The 18609-nt window shown below is 67.2% G+C and carries 16 protein-coding genes and 2 tRNA genes; 6 read left to right on the top strand and 12 right to left on the bottom strand.

All coding sequences use genetic code 11. From position 1 onward, the window contains the following. Nucleotides 1-120 precede the first annotated feature (120 nt). Nucleotides 121-1428 (top strand): aspartate aminotransferase family protein, encoded by a 1308-nt coding sequence (locus OG555_RS25830; RefSeq protein WP_329475128.1) that lies wholly within the window; start codon nt 121-123, stop codon nt 1426-1428. Between the two features lie 194 nt (nt 1429-1622). On the opposite strand, the gene clpX is transcribed toward OG555_RS25830, so the two are convergent. From clpX to OG555_RS25805, 5 genes are all read right to left on the bottom strand, one after another. Continuing rightward, on the bottom strand, nt 1623-2918 hold the full coding sequence (clpX, locus tag OG555_RS25825; protein WP_329475127.1) for an ATP-dependent Clp protease ATP-binding subunit ClpX: 1296 nt from the start codon (nt 2916-2918) through the stop codon (nt 1623-1625). A gap of 225 nt (nt 2919-3143) precedes the next feature. Continuing rightward, nucleotides 3144-3755 carry an ATP-dependent Clp protease proteolytic subunit gene (locus OG555_RS25820; RefSeq protein WP_329475126.1) on the bottom strand — a complete coding sequence of 204 codons (612 nt, stop codon included), beginning with the start codon at nt 3753-3755 and terminating at the stop codon, nt 3144-3146. Nucleotides 3756-3786: 31 nt separating this feature from the next. Further along, nucleotides 3787-4410, bottom strand: a complete 624-nt coding sequence (locus tag OG555_RS25815) for a ClpP family protease (protein WP_131349683.1) — start codon at nt 4408-4410, stop codon at nt 3787-3789. A gap of 234 nt (nt 4411-4644) precedes the next feature. After that, on the bottom strand, nt 4645-6039 hold the full coding sequence (gene tig, locus OG555_RS25810; RefSeq protein ID WP_329475125.1) for a trigger factor: 1395 nt from the start codon (nt 6037-6039) through the stop codon (nt 4645-4647). 77 nt (nt 6040-6116) lie between these two features. Beyond that, a tRNA-Pro gene (locus OG555_RS25805) sits at nt 6117-6189 on the bottom strand. A gap of 107 nt (nt 6190-6296) precedes the next feature. On the opposite strand from OG555_RS25805, the gene OG555_RS25800 reads away from it, so the two are divergent. Next, nucleotides 6297-6367: transfer RNA gene (locus OG555_RS25800), tRNA-Gly, on the top strand. 108 nt (nt 6368-6475) lie between these two features. Here OG555_RS25800 and OG555_RS25795 read toward each other — a convergent pair. From OG555_RS25795 to OG555_RS25765, 7 genes are all read right to left on the bottom strand, one after another. Next, nucleotides 6476-6616 (bottom strand): hypothetical protein, encoded by a 141-nt coding sequence (locus OG555_RS25795; protein WP_329475124.1) that lies wholly within the window; start codon nt 6614-6616, stop codon nt 6476-6478. A gap of 163 nt (nt 6617-6779) precedes the next feature. Then, the gene (locus OG555_RS25790) at nt 6780-7154 is read right to left on the bottom strand and encodes a YciI family protein (protein ID WP_329475123.1); all 375 of its coding nucleotides are present in this window, start codon (nt 7152-7154) and stop codon (nt 6780-6782) included. A gap of 300 nt (nt 7155-7454) precedes the next feature. After that, a complete protein-coding gene (locus tag OG555_RS25785; RefSeq protein ID WP_329475122.1) occupies nt 7455-7817 on the bottom strand; it encodes a YciI family protein in 363 nt (120 codons plus the stop codon). A gap of 250 nt (nt 7818-8067) precedes the next feature. Further along, nucleotides 8068-8412 carry a ClpX C4-type zinc finger protein gene (locus tag OG555_RS25780; protein ID WP_329475121.1) on the bottom strand — a complete coding sequence of 115 codons (345 nt, stop codon included), beginning with the start codon at nt 8410-8412 and terminating at the stop codon, nt 8068-8070. Nucleotides 8413-8494: 82 nt separating this feature from the next. Continuing rightward, nucleotides 8495-9088, bottom strand: coding sequence for a nucleotidyltransferase domain-containing protein (locus OG555_RS25775; protein WP_329475120.1), 594 nt, complete (start codon nt 9086-9088; stop codon nt 8495-8497). 266 nt (nt 9089-9354) lie between these two features. After that, on the bottom strand, nt 9355-9636 hold the full coding sequence (locus OG555_RS25770) for a hypothetical protein (protein ID WP_329475119.1): 282 nt from the start codon (nt 9634-9636) through the stop codon (nt 9355-9357). Between the two features lie 12 nt (nt 9637-9648). Next, nucleotides 9649-11526: a hypothetical protein gene (locus OG555_RS25765; RefSeq protein ID WP_329475118.1), complete on the bottom strand. Its 1878-nt coding sequence runs from the start codon at nt 11524-11526 to the stop codon at nt 9649-9651. Between the two features lie 710 nt (nt 11527-12236). On the opposite strand from OG555_RS25765, the gene OG555_RS25760 reads away from it, so the two are divergent. The 4 genes from OG555_RS25760 (at nt 12237) to OG555_RS25745 (ending at nt 18607) form a co-directional block, all read left to right on the top strand. After that, nucleotides 12237-13466 carry an MFS transporter gene (locus OG555_RS25760; protein WP_329475117.1) on the top strand — a complete coding sequence of 410 codons (1230 nt, stop codon included), beginning with the start codon at nt 12237-12239 and terminating at the stop codon, nt 13464-13466. Between the two features lie 318 nt (nt 13467-13784). Further along, a complete protein-coding gene (locus OG555_RS25755; RefSeq protein ID WP_329475116.1) occupies nt 13785-15449 on the top strand; it encodes an ABC transporter ATP-binding protein in 1665 nt (554 codons plus the stop codon). Beyond that, the gene (locus OG555_RS25750) at nt 15446-17323 is read left to right on the top strand and encodes an ABC transporter ATP-binding protein (protein WP_329475115.1); all 1878 of its coding nucleotides are present in this window, start codon (nt 15446-15448) and stop codon (nt 17321-17323) included. The genes OG555_RS25755 and OG555_RS25750 overlap by 4 nt, the downstream gene beginning before the upstream one ends. 114 nt (nt 17324-17437) lie before the next feature. Continuing rightward, nucleotides 17438-18607 (top strand): AAA family ATPase, encoded by a 1170-nt coding sequence (locus OG555_RS25745; RefSeq protein ID WP_329475114.1) that lies wholly within the window; start codon nt 17438-17440, stop codon nt 18605-18607. Nucleotides 18608-18609 lie beyond the last annotated feature (2 nt).

The raw sequence follows: 18609 nt of genomic DNA, 5'->3' as shown, positions 1-18609 counted from the left end.
CCTCGACCTTCCGTCCCCAACCACCACCCCGTCCGATCCCGCCCCGAACCTCCCTTCCCGTCCACATCCCGACCGGTCTCGGCCTGATCTCGTCCTTGACCGATCTGCCTGGAGGTAGTTGTGAAAACCGTTGCCCGCGGCTACGAACGCAGCGCTCGGCTGTACGAGCGTGCCCGGCATGTCATCGCCGGTGGTGTGTCCAGCGACGCCCGGCGGGCCGACCAGCCTCTGTTCGTCGATCACGCCCGCGGCGCTGAACTCTGGGACGTGGACGGCAACCGGTACCTGGACTACGTGCTCGGGCAAGGGCCCAATCTCCTCGGCCACGCCGCACCGCTGGTCGCTGAGGCAGTCTCGGCCCAAGTCAGCCGAGGCGTCGCGTACGCCGCTCAGCACGAACTGGAAGCCATCGTCGCCGAACGCGTGTGCAGCATGGTTCCGGCGGCAGAGCTGGTCCGCTTCAACAGCGTCGGCTCGGAAGCCGTGCACGGCGCGATCCGGCTCGCCCGTGGGCACACCGGTCGGCCCAAGATCGTGAAGTTCGAAGGCAACTACCACGGCTGGCTCGATCCGGTCCTCTACAGCGTGCACCCCGACGTCGCACTGGCCGGCGACGCCCGTCACCCCACGGCAGTCGGCGGCTCAGCGGGCCAGCCTCGGCACGACGCCGACGACCTGATTGTGCTGCCGTACAACGACCTGTCCGCGGTCGCCAAGGCGCTCGGCGACCACAGCGGAGAGATCGCCGCCGTGATCCTCGAGCCCTTGCTCTGCAACACCGGCTGCATCACCCCGCAGCCCGGCTACCTCGAAGGCCTCCGTGAGCTGACCAAGCAGTACGGCGTAGTGCTGATCTTCGACGAGATCATCTCCGGCTTCCGGGTCGCCCCCGGTGGCGCTCAGGAGCTGCTCGGCGTCGTACCCGATCTGGCGGCGTTCGGGAAGGCGATGGCCGGCGGCATGCAGGTCTCGGCGCTGGTCGGCTCGCGCGAGGTGATGGAATCGATCGCTGACGGCAAGGTCGCCCACGCCGGCACGTTCAACTCGCACCCGGTCGCGATGGCTGCGGCAGACGCGGTCCTACGCCAACTCGACGAGCACCGCGACGCCGTCTACCCGCCGCTGAACGCGGCAGGCCGGCGCTTGATGGCCGGCCTCCGCGAGTTAGCCGAGCGGCACGGTGTGCCCCTGTTGGTGGATGGTCCAGGGCCTGTGTTCCAGACGTACGTGACCGATCAGACCGACGTGACCGACTACCGCTCGTTCGCCGCGTGCGACCGGGCGACGATGGCGCGGTTCCATGCCGGACTCTTCGCGGCCGGGATCAACATCGTCCCGCGCGGCCTGTGGTTCCTGTCCACCGAGCACACCGAGGACCAGATTGACGAGACTCTTGCGGTAGCAGACGCAGTGCTGGCTTCCCTTTAGGCAACGGATCGAACGCCTTCCGATCCTGGGCACAGGTCGAGGCGTCCGCCGAAGCCTTCAACTGGGGGAGGTAGCTGGTGATCATCTGGCTTCACCTCACCGACCGTGGCGGCTACCCGCTCCCGTTGCGTCCACCACGAGAAGGAGGCCGGAATCCGCGTACTGCGGATCCCGGCCTCCTTCTGTGGACTGCGTCAGGCGGTCTTCTCGCGCCGGTCGCGCTTGCGGTCGATCTGGTCGCGCGGGATCAGCGTGGGGTTCACGTTCTCCAGCACGACCTTGCCGGTGACGACGACCTTGGCGACGTCCTCACGGCTTGGCACCTCGTACATCACGTTGAGGAGAACCTCTTCCATGATCGCCCGCAGGCCGCGGGCGCCGGTGCCGCGCAACAGCGCCTGGTCCGCGATCGCCTCGACCGCGTCGTCGCTGAACTCCAGCTCGACGTTGTCGATCTCGAACAGCCGCCGGTACTGCTTGACCAGCGCGTTCTTCGGCTCGGACAGGATCTTGATCAGCGCGTCACGGTCCAGCGGGGACACCGTCGTGATGACCGGGAGCCGGCCGATGAACTCGGGGATCAGGCCGAACTTGAGCAGGTCCTCCGGCATCACATCCGCGTACCCGCCGGCTTCCTTCGGCTTCTCCGGCTCACGCGAGGCGTTGAAGCCGAGCGTCTTCTTGCCGACCCGCTGCTCGACCATGTGGTCCAGGCCGGCGAACGCGCCGCCGACGATGAACAGCACGTTGGTCGTGTCGATCTGGATGAACTCCTGGTGCGGGTGCTTCCGGCCGCCCTGCGGCGGCACCGAAGCCGTCGTACCTTCCAGGATCTTCAGCAGAGCCTGCTGCACACCCTCGCCGGAGACATCGCGGGTGATCGACGGGTTCTCGCTCTTGCGGGCGATCTTGTCGACCTCGTCGATGTAGATGATCCCGGTCTCGGCCTTCTTGACGTCGTAGTCGGCCGCCTGGATCAGCTTGAGCAGGATGTTCTCGACGTCCTCACCGACGTACCCGGCCTCGGTCAGCGCGGTCGCGTCGGCGATGGCGAACGGGACGTTCAGCATCCGGGCCAGCGTCTGCGCGAGGTAGGTCTTACCGCAGCCGGTCGGGCCGATCAGCAGGATGTTCGACTTGGCCAGCTCGACGGCCTCGTCCTTGGCATGCCGACCGGCGGTCGACCCGCCCTGACCGTCCCGGACCCGCTTGTAGTGGTTGTACACCGCCACCGCGAGAGCCTTCTTGGCCACGTCCTGTCCGACGACGTATGCGTTGAGGAAGTCGTAGATCTCCCGCGGCTTCGGCAGCTCGGTGAGTCCGACCTCGGAGCCCTCGTTCAGCTCCTCCTCGATGATCTCGTTGCAGAGATCGATGCATTCGTCGCAGATGTAGACGCCGGGACCGGCGATGAGCTTCTTGACCTGCTTCTGGCTCTTCCCGCAGAACGAGCATTTCAGCAGGTCGCCGCCGTCACCTATGCGTGCCACCGGGACAGATCCCTTCTATGCGAAGTCGAACCAAGGGCCGAGGGGGCGTGGGCCGCTCGGGCCGGGGCGCCGAGGCTACCCCGATCCCGATTTCGACGGTACCCCGTCCGGGGCCGAAACGCCGCGCCCGCCGCCGGGTTGTGACTACGCCGGTGGCGAACGCGCCTCGCCCTTGACAGCCCCATCTCAGCCACACCGTCACCCCGCCGGAGCGGGGCAGCGACGTCAGACGCCGGCCGGGACCGGGGTCTTGAGCGACTGCAGGACGTCGTCGATCAGGCCGTACTCGATGGCCTGGTCGGCAGTCAGGAACTTGTCCCGCTCGATGTCACGCGAGACCTCCTCCAGCGACTTGCCGCTGGCGTCGGAGATCATCTTCTCCAGCAGAGCGCGCAGGCGGAGGATCTCGTTCGCCTGGATCTCGATGTCGCTGGACTGCCCGTAGGTGCCCTCGGTGGCCGGCTGGTGAATGATGATCCGGCTGTTCGGCAGCGCGAGCCGCTTGCCCGGCGTACCGGCCGCGAGCAGCACCGCGGCGGCCGACGCGGCCTGACCGAGGCAGACCGTCTGGACGTCCGGCTTGATGTAGCGAACCGTGTCGTAGATCGCGGTCAGCGCGGTGAACGAGCCGCCCGGGGAGTTGATGTAGATGCTGATGTCGCGGTCGGAGTCCATCGACTGCAGGCACAGCAGCTGGGCCATCACCGCGTTCGCGATCTCGTCGGTGATCGGCGTACCGAGGAAGATGATCCGGTCCTCGAACAGCTTGGTGTAGGGGTCGATCCGGCGCATGCCGTACGACGTGCGCTCCTCCCACTGCGGGATGAAGTAGTTCATAGGTGCGTCCTTTGACTGACGGAGTGGGAGATCAGGAGTTCGGGCTGCCGGAGGTGAGCTGCGCGGCGCTGGCGACCACGTGGTCGATGAAGCCGTAGTCCTTGGCCGCGTCGGCGGTGAACCAGCGGTCGCGGTCCGCGTCGTTCTCGACCTGCTCGAGCGGCTGGCCGGTGTGCTCGGCGATCAGCTTGAACAGCTGCGCCTTGATGTGCAGCGACTGCTCGGCCTGGATCTTGATGTCGGACGCCGTACCGCCCATACCGCCGGAGGGCTGGTGCATCATGATCCGCGCGTGCGGCAACGCGAACCGCTTGTCCTTCGCGCCGGCGCAGAGCAGGAACTGGCCCATCGAGGCGGCCAGGCCCATCCCGACGGTGGCCACGTCGTTGGAGATCCACTGCATCGTGTCGTAGATCGCCATGCCGGAGTCCACCGAGCCACCCGGCGAGTTGATGTACAGCCAGATGTCCTTGTTGGGGTCCTCGGCGTTGAGGAGCAGCATCTGCGCGCAGATCGCGTTCGCGTTGTCGTCGCGAACCTCGGACCCCAGGAAGATGATCCGGTTCTGCAGCAGACGCTGGTAGATGTGGTCGTCGAGTCCGCCGGATCCGTTGCCGCCCGCGGCGGTGGGGCTGGCTGCAAATGTCTCGTTCACGAAGCCGACATTACTGGGCGGCGGCGACAGACCTAAGGCTGGGCCATAGGTGTTCGCTCACGGCGCACCCCACAGCGCATTTCATCTGCTCTGAGCGAATTCCGCGGCTGTGATTCGGACCGCCCGACACACGCTTCCTGGTCAGGTACTTCGCATCCCGCCACGACTCACGACCGGCCGGAAACGCGCGAGCGGCCCGGAACCACAGTGGTTCCGGGCCGCTCGTCGTACCACTCAAGCCTTGGCGGGCTCCTCGGCCTCGGCCGGCGTCTCCTCGGCGGCAGTCTCCGCCTCGGCGTCGGCGTAGCTGCCGTCCGGCTGCAGGGTCTTCAGTTCGACCTCGTTACCGGAGGCGTCGGTGACCTTGGCGTTCTCGACCAGGTGGGCGAGCGCCTTGCCGCGGACGACCTCGGACACCAGGCTCGGGACCAGGTTGTTCTCGACCGCGTGCTGGGCGAACTGGTCCGGGCTGACGCCGGAGCGCTGCGCGTGCCGGACGATGTGCTCGGTCAGCTCCTGGTCGTTGACGCTCAGCTCTTGCTGCTCGGCCACCAGGTCGAGCACGAACTGCGCCTTGATCGCGTCCTCGGAGCGCTTCTTCAGGTCCTCGTCGAACTCTTCCTGGGTCTGCTCCTCGCCCTCCAGGAACTGCTCGAACGTCATCCCGGAGTACCCGAGCTGCTGCTCCAGGTTCTCCTTGCGGGCGGCGAGCTCGTCGACCAGCAGACCCTCCGGCACCGGCACGTCGACCAGGGTGAGGATCTTCTCGAGTACGGCGTCCCGCGCCTCGCCGGCCTGCTCGAGCCGCTTGCCGCGCTCCAGCCGGCTGGTGACGTCGGCCTTCAGCTCCTCGGCGGTGTCGAACTCCGACGCGGTCTGCGCGAACTCGTCGTCGAACTCCGGCAGCTCCTGCTCCTTGACCGCGGTCACGGTCACCTCGACGTCGACGTCCTCGCCCTTCAGCGCGCCGCCGACCAGCTGGGTGACGAAGGTCTTGCTCTCACCGGCGTTGAGCCCGGTGACGGCCTCGTCCAAGCCGTCCAGGAGCTGGCCGCTGCCGACCTGGTAGGACAGGCCGGTCGCCTGCGCCTCCTCGACCTTCTCGCCGTCCTTGCTGGCCGACAGGTCGAGGGTGATGAAGTCCTTGTCCTGCACCGCGCGCTCGACCGGGTTCAGCGAGCCGAACCGCTGCCGCAGCGCCTCGATCTGCTCGGTCACATCGTCGTCGCTGACCGCGATGTCCTCGACCTCGGCCTCCAGGCCCTCCAGGTCGGGCAGCGTGATCTCGGGGCGCACCTCGACCTCGGCGGAGAACTGCAGGCTCTCCTTGTCGTTGAACTCGGTCACATCGACCTCGGGCCGGCCGATCGCCTTGACCTGGTTGTCACTGACCGCCTGCGAGTAGAGCTTCGGGAGGGCGTCGTTGATCGCCTCCTCGAGCACCGGCCCGCGACCGACCCGCTGGTCGATCACCTGCGGCGGGACCTTGCCCTTGCGGAACCCCGGAACGGTGATCTGCGAGGCGATGCTCTGGTACGCCGCGTCGAGGCTCGGCTTGAGTTCCTCGAACGGCACCTCGACGATGAGCTTGACCTTGGTCGGGCTCAAGGACTCGACGGTGCTCTTCACGGTGGCGGTTCTCCTTGAATCGATGACATTCACAGCACGGTGACAGCACGCACTGCACCGGTGCTGCAGGGGGTTTGTCGGGGCGACAGGACTCGAACCTGCGGTCTCCTGCTCCCAAAGCAGGCGCGCTAGCCACTACGCTACGCCCCGCAGTGACCGGATGAGTCTAGTCGACCGGAACCAGTGCTCGCGCCACCACCCCGGTCACCTACCGTTTTGAGTCCAGCCCAGGGAATGTGGAATCATGTCCGAGCACCGCGGGTGTAGCTCAATGGTAGAGCCCCAGTCTTCCAAACTGGCTACGCGAGTTCGATTCTCGTCACCCGCTCGAACGGCAGAAGGCCCCCAGCCACAGGGAATTCGAGGCTAGGGGCCTTCTCTCACGTCCAGGCCGGATCTGGCCGCGTGCGATCAGCCGGCGATCAGGTCGTCGGCGTCAGCGCCCTGGTCGCCCATCGTCGTCATCGCGCTTGCTCCCGCGAGCGACCACCTCGTTCAGCCGAACCGCGATCTCCCGAGCCCGCTCATCGGTCTTGTGCTGGTAGATCAGCGCCGCACGCATCGATCCGTGCCCCATCCGGTGCATCAACTCCCTGGTCGAAGCGCCACTCTTCGAGGCCAGGTGATTACCGGTGTGACGTAGGTCATGGAAGTTACCCGGCAGGCAGACCAGCTTCCCGAACCTTCGCCGTCCACTTGACGGTGCCGCGAGTCTCCCGCGATCAGACGTCGTCGGGATGTCACCCCCTCCTGGCAACCTCGCGGAGCAGCGCGTCTGTTTCGGGGTCGGGCATGAGCTCCCGCACCTCTTGCGCACAGCGACAAGCGGCGGCGATCTTGGCAGCCCACGCCAGCGCCTCCTCGCGGGTGGCCACCTTGACGACCGAGAACCCGCCAACGACCTCCTTGGTCTCCGGGTAAGGCCCGTCGGTGACCACCCCGTCCGTGGCTACGACGCTCGCCCGCTGCCTCTCGAGCCCGCCGCCGTACACCCACACGCCGGCGTGCACGGCCTCCTCGACCACCTCGTGCGAGGCCTTGCCCACGTCGGGCCAATCCTCGGCGGGGATGTGGTCCATCGCGCCGTCATTGAACGAGATCAAGTACTCCGGCATCCCATGACTCCCTTGTCCCGGCGGCCTCTCAGACCGCCTCTTGCCTGTTCTACGAACGACTCGTCCCGGATCCGACGCTATGCCAGAAGAAATTCTCACGGGATCTCCGCCGCTCAGCGCTCGTCATGTCGCCCCTGTTCGCGGATCATCGCCGCCGCCACCGGCTACGAACAGTTCCACCCACTCATCTGCCCGCGATCCGTGCTTGTCGCAGATCACTGACGGACGAGTGTCGCGCATCACCCGACGGAGGACACCAGCTCCGCGGGCTCTCTGAGCGGCCGCTGATTGAACGGGCCTTCAGGCAGTCTCGGGGGCCGGCACGTACTGGAAACGTCGCACCTCCTGCGGCCAACCGCAGGCCACCGCGATCTTTCCCGCCCACAGCCGCGCAGCCTCCTCGTCGGCCACGTCGACGACGGCGAAGCCGCCGAGATGCTCCTTGGACTCGACGTACGGGCCGTCTGTGAACACCGGAGAGCCGCTCGACGCATCGACACTGAACACAGGGGCAGCGTCGTCCAGGCCGCCGGTGAAGATGAGGACCCCGGCCGCTGTCATCTCTATCCTCAGCGCGCGGACAGCCTTGGAGGCATTGCGTAGATCCTCGTCGGTGAGATCCAGCAACCACTCTTCGTTGAATGCGATGAGGTACTCGGCCATGTCTCCTCCTCTGCGGGGTGACCCCTGCGGCCACCCTCCACCTTCTCCACGAACAGCAGCACCCCAATCCGACACCGAGTCCGCATCTCACACCTCACCTGGCGGACGAGTCTCGCGGATCACCCAACGGACGACAATCACCTTCGCCGGGCTCTCCTGGGTTCGGCTCCTACGGATCAAGGGAGCCTGGCGCCCGATCCGTACGGCGACCACCCACCTCGACCGCGCTCCGCGGACGTTCGTGGGAGGGTTACTCCTCGCCGGAGAAGCGTTCCCAGGCTGATTGGCGGCTGATGCCGAGGGCTTCGCCGATTCTGGCCCAGGTGACGGAGCGGGAGCGGAGACGGAGAACGCGATCCTGCACAGCTGTTTCGACCTGGCCTCGGGTCGCGTAGAGCCGCGCCATATCGGCGAGTAGCTCGTCGTCGCTCTTGCCGTCCAGGGGTGGGAATGATGGCATCGGCCGGCCGCTGAGCAGCTGTTCGCAGAGGCCGACACACTCGTTGCAGATGAAGACCCCGGGACCAGCGATGAGCCGGTCCACCTCACTCTTGTCCTTTCCACAGAACGAGCAACGCATCGCTGTGTCCGGCATGACGACTCCGATCCTGTCAGGGTTTCCCTGACACGCTTGTCAGGCTATGCCTGACAGAATCGGAGCGTCAAGACCGTTGCGGTCAGCGGAGGGATGGGAGCCAGGGGTGGTTGGGGTAGCGCGGGGCGATGCGGTCGTGGAGCCAGCGGCGGCGACCTGGGTCGAGGAGGTGCGCGACGTCGTCGAAGTCGGCGTGGTCCTTCGGGCGGCCGCCGCGTGACTTGAACAGGAGCACGACCTCCGGTGCGAGGTACGGGATGCCGTCGGGCGACCTGAGCGTGATCTCGGCGAGTGGCTTCCGGATTGTGCCTCGGCCGCGGTGGTAAACCCATTCGTCGGCGTCGGACGCGGCGAACAGGATCTGGATCGGGGACGGATTCGGGTCGTCGGGAAGGACCAGGGCATGCGGACCTGGCGTCAGTACCTCGCCGGGCGCCCAGGAACGACGTACGCCCGTCTCAGGAAGCTCGACCATGGGTCGCGGGCTGGTGAACGTCTTGGCGACCTCGTCGAGATCACGGGCGAGCACAACGACATCCACGTCGCCATGGGATCGCCGGAGGCGATCGGCGAACAGGTCGAGCGCCCAGCCGCCGGCGACCCAGTACGGACACGGATAGGCGTGGAACAGAGTGCGAACTGCTGTCAGAGCCGGGGATCGATCGATCGGACTCAAAGGGACTCCTCGCAAGGGTTCGATGCGGTGAGCCCCGAGGAGGGTCAGAGCGGCTGGAAGAACCAGCGAGGCGGCACCACGCGGAAACGACGCATGTGAACCACCTCCCTTGTGCTCTGACGCAAACCGCAGCCTAGCAAGACGAGGGGGCGTTCAGGACGGTCAGCAACTCATCGACCACCTGCGTCACCGTGCCGCTGCCGTCCATCAGTACGGCGCCGTAGCGAGGCCCACGGACTGTCGTTCGACGACCCTGCGTATTGCGACTAGGAGTCGCTTGGAGGGACGACCGCCAGGGTGGATCGTCTACTCGGCGGCACGTCATCGTCGTCGTCCGCATCTGCGAAGACGATGGTGAAGTGGCCGCGGTGGATGGCGTCGGACTCGACTTCGCTTTCGAACGTGACCGCTATGACCTTGTCCATGCTGAGGGGAGCGTCCTCGGCGAGGGTGTTGGCGACATGCTGGAAGAGAGCCGTGAGCGACTGGTCTTCGGCGGCGGTGGGGAGGCCGATCGAGAAGTGCTTGCAGTCCCAGCCTGTAGACATTGGCCAGTCCTCTCAGTTCACGCGGAGGAAGGCTATGGCGTCGATGGTGGCGGGGGCGGTGCTGGTGGAGACGATCTTGACGGCGCCGGTGCGGAGCGGCGTGACGGGCAGGTAGGTGACGACGCGGGAGGTGGTGGTGGCGGCGAGGTTGACGGTGCCGACCTTGATGTTGGCGTGGTAGATGTCCACGCGGCCTTGGCCCGGGCCGTGGATGGCCACCAGGGCTATCCGAGCGGCGGCCTCGGTGGCCTTGGTGAGGTAGGCACCGTTCGCGCGAAGGATCGTGGTGGTCCCCTGGAACGCCAGAGTGCTGGTCGAGCGGGTGACGGTGCCGGCTGAGGTGAGGGCCCGGTCGTCCTGCGGCGCTACGGAGCAGAGCTGCGCAGACCACGCGGACAGGTTGCCGAGGTAGTCGCGGGACCGGACCATGAAGCACTCGTCCCAGCCGAGTCGCGGAGCCCAGGAGATCGATGTGATCTTGGTGTTCTGCCACGTGGCCGGATAGATCCACTTGCCCAGGGCAACACCCGGTGCGGCGACCTTGTAGACGACGTCGTACGACGCGATGTCCGTGTCGTCCTTGTAGGCCCACCGCACGGTCGCCGGCGATCCCAGCTGGACCCGGTCCCCGATCCGCCAGGTCACGAGCGACGGCGCCGTACCGTCGACCTCACTGCAGTACGACGCGGTCCACGCGCTCACGTTCGCCGCATAGTCGCGCGCCCGCACCTGCCAGCACGTGTCCGTGCCGATCGGAGCGTCCAGGCTCGCACCGGTCGTCTTGAGCCCTTGCCAAGCGGCCGGCTGGATCCACGCGCCGTACGCCGTGGTCCGGTTGGGCCTCTGCTGATAACGCAGGTCGTAGCTGTTGACGCCGGTCGCCGGCGAGTTCGGGTCCTGTGGGTCAGTGAAGGCCCACTCGAACGACAGGCTCGTGTTGTCCCGGATCCGGGCACCCGCGGACGCACTGGTCAGCACCGGAGCCACGGTGTCGGGATGCTGCTGCGGATCAGCGGTGAGCCAGCTCAGGCTGATCACGCGCGGCTTGCTGTCCGGATCGGCGTACACGATCTTCGTAGCGCCAGAGCCGTCCGCACGGAAGCTGCCAGGCAAGCGGCTCGGGCCGTAGCGGCGCTGGCCGAGCGACTGGTCGTTGAGGTCGGTGACGAGCAGATCGGAGCCAGACGCCTGAACGGTGAAGCCGTTGCCGACCTGAGCGTCCGCGGCCACCGTCAGGTTCCGCGGAGCCTCCGGGCCTTTCACGTCGACCACCTGGTTGCAGCCGCTCAGCAGCGCCCAGCGGCCGTTCACGCGATCCGGACCGACCGCGCAGGCGCTCGCGACCAAGACTGTCTTCACAACACCTGTGGTCAGGTCCTTGCCATCCAGATGGCCGGGCTCGGTCACCTTCCACACTGTGCTGTCGGCCATGGCGAACGGCGGCGCGTAGTCGGCGAGCTTGGTCTTCGTAGCGACGTCGTACACCTCGGCGGTGGCCGCGTTCGGCGCGCGGTGGGATACCAGCTTGCCGCCCTTGCCCAGCACGACCTCATCCGCCGCGGGGAACGTCAACCCGCCGACCGTCGCCGTACCGCCCGAGAAGGTGAGCAGTGAGGGCCCCTCCACCTGCAGCGGTTTGGTGTCGTTGGTCCCACCGGACGCCGTCCAAGTGGTGCCGTTGGTGCTCGTCTCGTAGACGGTGTGATCCTGCGGGTCCGACACGACCACCCGAGCCCCGGACATCCCCACGTCGGCGGCGGCGTGCCCCGGGACCAGCGTGCCCTCCCCCAGGTGCACAGGCGGGTCGGCCGCCATCACCTGACTCGCCGCCAGCGGCACTAATACGACGGCGCACGCAACCGCGGCCACCTTGACCCGAAGACCCAGCACAAGAAACCCCCCACTACGCGCTTACGACACCGGCCGCACCCTAGCCAGTAACCACCAGTAACGGAAGCCGCCCCCGAAAACCACCTGACACGGCCGGCGGTCGAAGAGGATCCTGAAGGGCTGGCCACGACGGAAGGAACAGATGCAGGCGGGGATCACGGTATCGGCGGCAGAGCTGCCCGAAGTGCTGCTGCACGTGGCTGTCGTACGCCCGGTCTTCCTCTGCGGCGCACCAGGGATCGGGAAGAGCAGTCTGGGTACGCGCGTTCGCCGACTCGCTCGGTCTGGAGTGTGTGACCCTGCTCGGGACCCAGCTCGCGCCGGAGGACCTGATCGGCGTACCGCAGATCGTGGACGGGCGCAGCCGCTTCGCACCGCCGGTAGCGATCGCAAGGGACGAGCCGTACTGCCTGTTCCTTGACGAGCTGAACGCATCATCCGTAGAAGTGCAGAGGCGTTCTACTCACTCATCCTGGACCGCCGCACCGGTGAGTACGAACTGCCCGAGGGGTCCGTCGTCATCGGCGCCGGCAACCGCGCGACCGACAACGCACTGGCCCGCCCGATGGCGAGCGCACTGGTCAACCGGCTCGTGCACGTCCACCTGCCCTTCACCGCGAGGGGTCCGGTGTTTCGCGTGCAGTGAACACGCTCCGCTGCGGGCGAACAGCCGTAGTCGAGTGACTCTGGTGAGTGACAGGTTCCTAGGCATGGCATGGGTCGTGAGAGGCGAGTTCCGCAAGCTATGGCTCGGACAGCTGGTGTCAGCGTCCGGCAGCGCCATCACTACGGTCGCCCTGCCACTCGTAGCCGTCGTCACCTTGCAGGCATCGCCGGTGCAGATGGGAGCGTTGGCTGCGTTGACCATCGCACCGCATCTGGTCTTCGGACTACTGGCCGGCGTCTGGGTGGACAGGTGGTCGCTGCGTCGCGTACTGATCTGGACGGACGTCGGACGGCTGGTGTTGCTCGGCTCTGTCCCGGTGGCCGCGGCTCTCGACTCCTTGCGGATCGAGCAGCTGTACGTAGTCGCCGTACTGACCGGAGTGCTCACGTTGCTCTCCGACACGGCCTCCCAGACGCTCATCCCGTCGCTCGTGCCGCGGGAGGACCTCATGCGGGCGAACAGCGCGGCCCTGCTGAACCTCAACCTCGCCTCCACGGTCGGTCCATCCATGGCCGGGTTTCTGGTGCAGGTACTGAGTGCGCCGTTCGCGATCATCGTCGACGCGGCGTCGTACGTGGTGTCCGCGGTGGCGTCGTACCTGATCCGTGAGCCGGCCCGAGCGCCGGTGCCCGAGCGGTCCGAGGTTCGGCTGTCGGCCGGGCTCCGGGTGATCTTCGGTGATCGGGTGCTCACGCCACTCGCCATCTCAGCCGCAGTCGCGGCGACGGCCGGCGCGATGCAGGGGCCGTTGATCGTGCTCTACCTGATCCGGGGGCTGCACCGGTCGGCGACGTTCGTCGGGGTCACACTCACCGCCTTCGGAGTGGCTGCGGTGCTCGGGACGTTCGTCGCCAGTGCGTGGTGCCGCCGGGTGGGCATCGGGCGCGCATACGTCTCGGGGGTATTCCTCGCCTCCCTGTCCGGCGCCGCGCTGTTCACCGGGCTCACCCCGCTGATCCTGCTCGGCCAGGCCTTCGCCGGCCTCGGCATGTCGCTGTTCGGCGTCCCCCAACGCACCCTGCGCCAATACCTCGCCCCACCCCACCTGATCGGTCAGGTCACCGCCACCTGGCGCACCCTGGTCATCGGCGGCCAGGCCTTCGGGGCCGCCGCCTCCGGCCTCCTCGCCACCGCGATCGGCATCCGCCCGACCCTCCTGGTGGCCACCGCCGGCATGCTCCTCGGCGTCCTGATCGCCCTCCTCTCCCCGCTCCGCAGCTTCCACACCCTGCCGGCCGATCCATCGAGCCGGCGATCGATGGCGCGGGATTGATTGCGGAACGCAATGACTGCGACACCGGTCGCCGCGTGGGGGTGGAGTTGGTCATTGCAACAAGTGGTAATTCATCGACGGGGAATGGAATTCGGGGGACAAGCGCTTACCTAGTGAGCGATACTGGAAAGTGCGCCGTTTTCCGGTCGCGAGCCCCTTGAACCGAGCATGATGGGAAGTGCGCCCGTCCAGATGCCCTCAGAGCACCCTGCCCACGCGCCGTCGATCGCTGCCCCTACCAACCGAGCCCCCGAACGCAGCCGCAATCTCTGGCGGCTCCGCCCCTATCTCCGGCCACACCGTTGGCGCCTTGCGGTGATGTTCTCCACCGCCATGCTGGGCGTCGCGGTCAGCCTCACCGTTCCCCTCGTCACCCGGGCCATCATCGATGGTCCGGTCACCCGCCACGAGCTGAGCCTGCTGGTGCCGCTCGCCCTGCTGGCCCTCGGGCTGAGCATCGCCGAGGTCCTGCTGGTCTGGGCTCGCCGGTGGGCGCAGTCCCGTGCCGTCAGCGACCTCGAGGCGGCCCTCCGGCAAGACCTGTACGTCCGGCTGCAGTCGCTGCCGATGGAGTTCCACACCCGCTGGCAGAGCGGTCAGCTGCTGTCCCGGGTCACCACGGACCTGTCCATCATCCGGCGCTTCATGGGCTTCGGCCTGCTGTTCCTGGTGATGAACATCCTGCAACTCGTCGTGGTGACGATCCTGCTGCTGCGGTTGTACTGGCCGCTCGGCGTGGTCGTCCTGCTGGCCGCGGCGCCGATCATCCTGGTCTCACTGAAGTTCGAGCGGAAGTACCTGCTGATCTCCCGCAAGGTCCAGGATCAGCAAGGTGACCTGGCCACCCGGATCGAGGAGTCGGCGCTCGGCTTCCGGGTGATCAAGGCGTTCGGTCGGCGGGCGCACGTCCAGGGTCAGTTCGACGACGAGGCGATCAACCTCTACGACACCTCGGTGGACAAGGTCCGGCTGTCATCCCGGTTCTGGAGCTTCCTCGGCGTGATTCCGAACCTGACCCTGGTGATCGTGCTGCTGCTCGGTGCGCTCGCCGTCGGCCGGGAGGCGATCACGCTCGGCACACTGGTCGCGTTCATCACCCTGATGCTGTCGCTGATCTGGCCGGTCACATCACTCGGCGGGATCCTCGCGATGGCCCAGGAGGCGATGACGGCGGCCGACCGGATCAGCGAGATCCTCGACACCCACTCGGTTATCCAGTCCGGCTCCGAGGAGCTGGTGAACTCCCGCGGCCACCTGCGCTTCGAGCACGTCGGCTTCCGGTTCTCACCCGACTCACCCGAGATCCTGCACGACATCAACCTCGACCTGACCCCGGGTACGACGCTCGCCCTGGTCGGCGCGACCGGGTCCGGCAAGACCACCCTCACCGCTCTGGTCCCCCGCCTGTACGACGTAACCGCCGGGCGGATCACCATCGACGGGCACGACCTGCGGGACCTGAGCCTGACCTCGCTGCGGACCGCGGTCGCGTCCGCGTTCGACGACCCGACACTGTTCTCGATGAGTGTCCGGGAGAACCTGACCCTCGGTCGTCCGGACGCCAGCGAGGCCGACGTCCAGCAGGCCCTTCAGGTGGCTCAGGCCGAGTTCGCCAACGACCTGCCCTGGGGCCTGGAGACCCGGGTCGGTGAGCAGGGCATGTCGCTGTCCGGTGGTCAACGGCAGCGGCTCGCACTCGCCCGGGCAGTACTCGCCAAGCCGGCCGTCCTCGTGCTCGACGACACGCTCTCCGCGCTCGACGTGCACACCGAGGCGTTGGTCGAGGAGGCGCTGCGCAATGTGCTCGCCGACACCACCGGCATCGTGGTCGCGCACCGCGCGTCGACCGTGATGCTGGCCGACAAGGTGGCCCTCCTCCAGGGCGGCACAGTCACCCACGTCGGTACCCATCAGGAGTTGCTCGCGGAAGTTCCGGCGTACCGGCAACTGCTCGCGGCCGAAGAAGAGGAGGTGCACGCATGACGACAACCCAGCAAACACCTCCTCAGGACGAGACGCGGGACAACGAGCAGGAAGCCCCGGAGCAGTCGTGGCGGGGAGTCTTCGAGGACGACCCCGACCGGGAGTTGTCGAGGGCAACGACCGTTCGGCTCAAGGAAGACTCCCGCAAGCTGCTCGGTGAGTTGCTCCGCCCGCACCAGAAGATGATCTGGCTGCTGGTGGTGATCGTCGTGGTCGAGAACGGCGCCCGCCTCGCGATCCCCTACCTGGTCCATCTCGGCATCGACAACGGCATTCCGCCGATCCTGGCCGGCGAGGGGTCGCGGCAACTCATCACGGTCGTGGCTGTCGTTCTGGCGATGGCCCTGCTGCAGGCGTGGGCACGGCAGCTGTTCCTGATGCGGTCCGGCAAGCTCGGCCAGACCATCCTGCTCGGTCTGCGCCGCCGGGTGTTCGACCACTTCCAGCGGCTCAGCCCGTCGTTCCACGACAAGTTCACGTCCGGCCGGGTGATCTCGCGGCTGACGTCCGATGTCGGCGTGATCGACGAGATGCTGGCGACTGGCTTCGACGGTCTGGTCACGGCTCTGCTGACCCTGATCGGTACGTCGATCCTGCTGCTCACGCTGGACGTCAAGCTCGGTCTGCTCGCGCTGCTGTCGTTCCCGGCGCTGCTCGTGCTGACGGCATGGTTCCGGAAGCGGTCGGCCGTCGTGTACCGGCAGACCCGCGAGGCTGTCGTACTCGTGATCGTGCACTTCGTCGAGTCGATGACCGGGATCCGCGCGGTGCAGGCGTTCCGCCGCGAGCCGCGTAACGAGGAGATCTTCCACGGCGTCAACGACAAGTACCGGAAGGCGAACCTGGAGTCGTTCCAGCTGAACGCGATCTTCATGCCGTCGATCAAGGGCGTCGGCAACATCACCATCGTCGCGATCCTGGCGTACGGCGGTTACCAGGCGTACCACGGTCACGTCACGGTCGGCGTACTGACCGCGTTCCTGCTCTACCTGCGGCAGTTCTTCGAGCCGCTGCAGGACATCACGCAGTTCTACAACACCTTCCTGTCCGCGAGTGCGGCGCTGGAGAAGCTGTCCGGCGTCCTCAACGAGACGCCCGACGTACCGGAACCGCTCGAGCCGGCCAAGCCGGGCCGCGCCCGAGGTCACCTGGAACTGCGGAACGTCGAGTTCCAGTACGTCGACGGCGTCAAGGTACTGCCCGGCCTCCAGCTCGACGTCCCGGCCGGTCAGACCCTCGCGCTCGTCGGTACGACGGGAGCCGGCAAGACCACGATCGCCAAGCTGGTGGCGCGGTTCTACGACCCGACCGGCGGCCACGTGCTGCTCGACGGCGTGGACCTGCGGGACCTCACCGAGGACGCCCTGCGCGAGCGGGTCGTGATGGTGACGCAGGAGAACTTCCTGTTCACCGGGTCGGTCGCCGACAACATCCGGTTCGGCAAGCCGGACGCGACGCTGGACGAGGTGGTCGAGGCGGCCAAGGTGATCGGCGCGCACGACTTCATCATGGCGCTGCCGAACGGGTACGAGACCGCGGTGGAGAAGCGCGGCAGCCGGTTGTCCGCGGGACAGCGGCAGCTGGTCGCGTTCGCGCGGGCGTTCCTCGCGGATCCCGCCGTACTGATCCTGGACGAGGCGACGTCGAGCCTGGATATCCCCAGCGAGCGGCTGATCCAGCGCGCGCTGCGGACCATCCTGGCCGACCGTACGGCGATCGTCATCGCCCACCGGTTGTCCACGGTCGAGACGGCCGACCGGGTCATCGTCCTCGAATACGGCCGCATCATCGAGGACGGCGCCCCCGACAGCCTGGTCACCACCAACGGCCACTACGCCGGCCTGCACCAAGCCTGGGAAGACTCCCTGGCCTGACCTCAACGTGGTTGCGGGCGCGTGGGGTTCGTTCTTCCCCACGCGCCCCGTCCCCGGCCGCGTGCCAGTCTGATCGGCTCGGTTGTGTCCGACCAGGTCGGTAGCGTGGCCGTCATGCTGACCACGCTGGCGGTGGAGAACTACCGGTCGTTGCGACGGGTCGTGATGCCGCTGCGCGGGCTGAACGTGGTGACCGGAGCGAACGGGACCGGCAAATCCAGCCTGTATCGGGCGCTCCGGCTGCTCGCGGATGCCTCGCGGAACGGCGCAGTCGCCGCCCTCGCTCGCGAAGGCGGCCTGCAGTCCACGCTGTGGGCCGGCCCGGAACATGTCCGCAAAGACCGCCCGATCCAAGGCACCGTGCGGACTGGTCCGGTGGCACTGCGGATGGGGTTCGCGTCCGACGACTACGGCTATGCGGTGGACTTCGGGATGCCGGTGCCGACGCTCGGTGTGCGTGGTGAGCCCTCGGCGTTCAACCTCGACCCCGAGATCAAGCGGGAGTCGCTCTGGGCCGGGCCGTTCCTGCGACCTGCTGCTCTGTTGATGGAGCGAGGAGGCGGTGGGGCGCGCATCCGGGACGACGGCGGCCGGTGGCAGGACGGCGGCCATGTGCTGCAGCCGTTCGACAGCATGCTCAGTGAGTTCGCCGATCCGCAGCGCGCGCCCGAGTTGCTCGCACTGCGCGAGCGGATGCGGGCCTGGCGGTTCTACGACCACCTGCGCACCGACGCGGACGCTCCGGCTCGCCGAGCACAGATCGGCACCCGGACGCCCATCCTCGGCCCGGAGGGTGGCGATCTCGCCGCCGCACTCCAGACTATCCGGGAGATCGGCTCGAAGGGTGCCCTCGACGAGGCGATCGAGCTCGCGTTCCCGGGCAGCAGGGTGGAGATCGTCAACGCCGGCGGCCGATTCGAACTCGCCTTCCGGCAGCACGGTTTGCTCCGGCCGTTGTCGGGCGCCGAGTTGTCGGACGGGACGCTCCGATACCTGCTCTGGATGGCGGCGCTGCTGACCCCACGACCGCCGGAGCTTCTGGTGCTCAACGAGCCCGAGACGAGCCTGCACCCGGATCTCCTGCCCGCGTTGGCAAACCTCGTCATCACCGCCGCCAAGGAGGCTCAAGTCATAGTCGTCACCCACTCCCGCCCGTTCGTCGCCTCCCTCGAAGCACTCGCCGACGACGTCCACACCATCGAGCTGATCAAAGACCACGGCGCCACGACGATCGCTGACCAGCGCCCCCTCGACGAACCACCCTGGAAGTGGGCCTCGCGTTAGGC

The organism is Kribbella sp. NBC_01484 (genome assembly GCF_036227145.1).
Taxonomy (GTDB): domain Bacteria; phylum Actinomycetota; class Actinomycetes; order Propionibacteriales; family Kribbellaceae; genus Kribbella.
The sequence above is the reverse complement of the archived record's forward strand: the minus strand, read 5'-3'. Positions and strand labels throughout refer to the sequence as shown.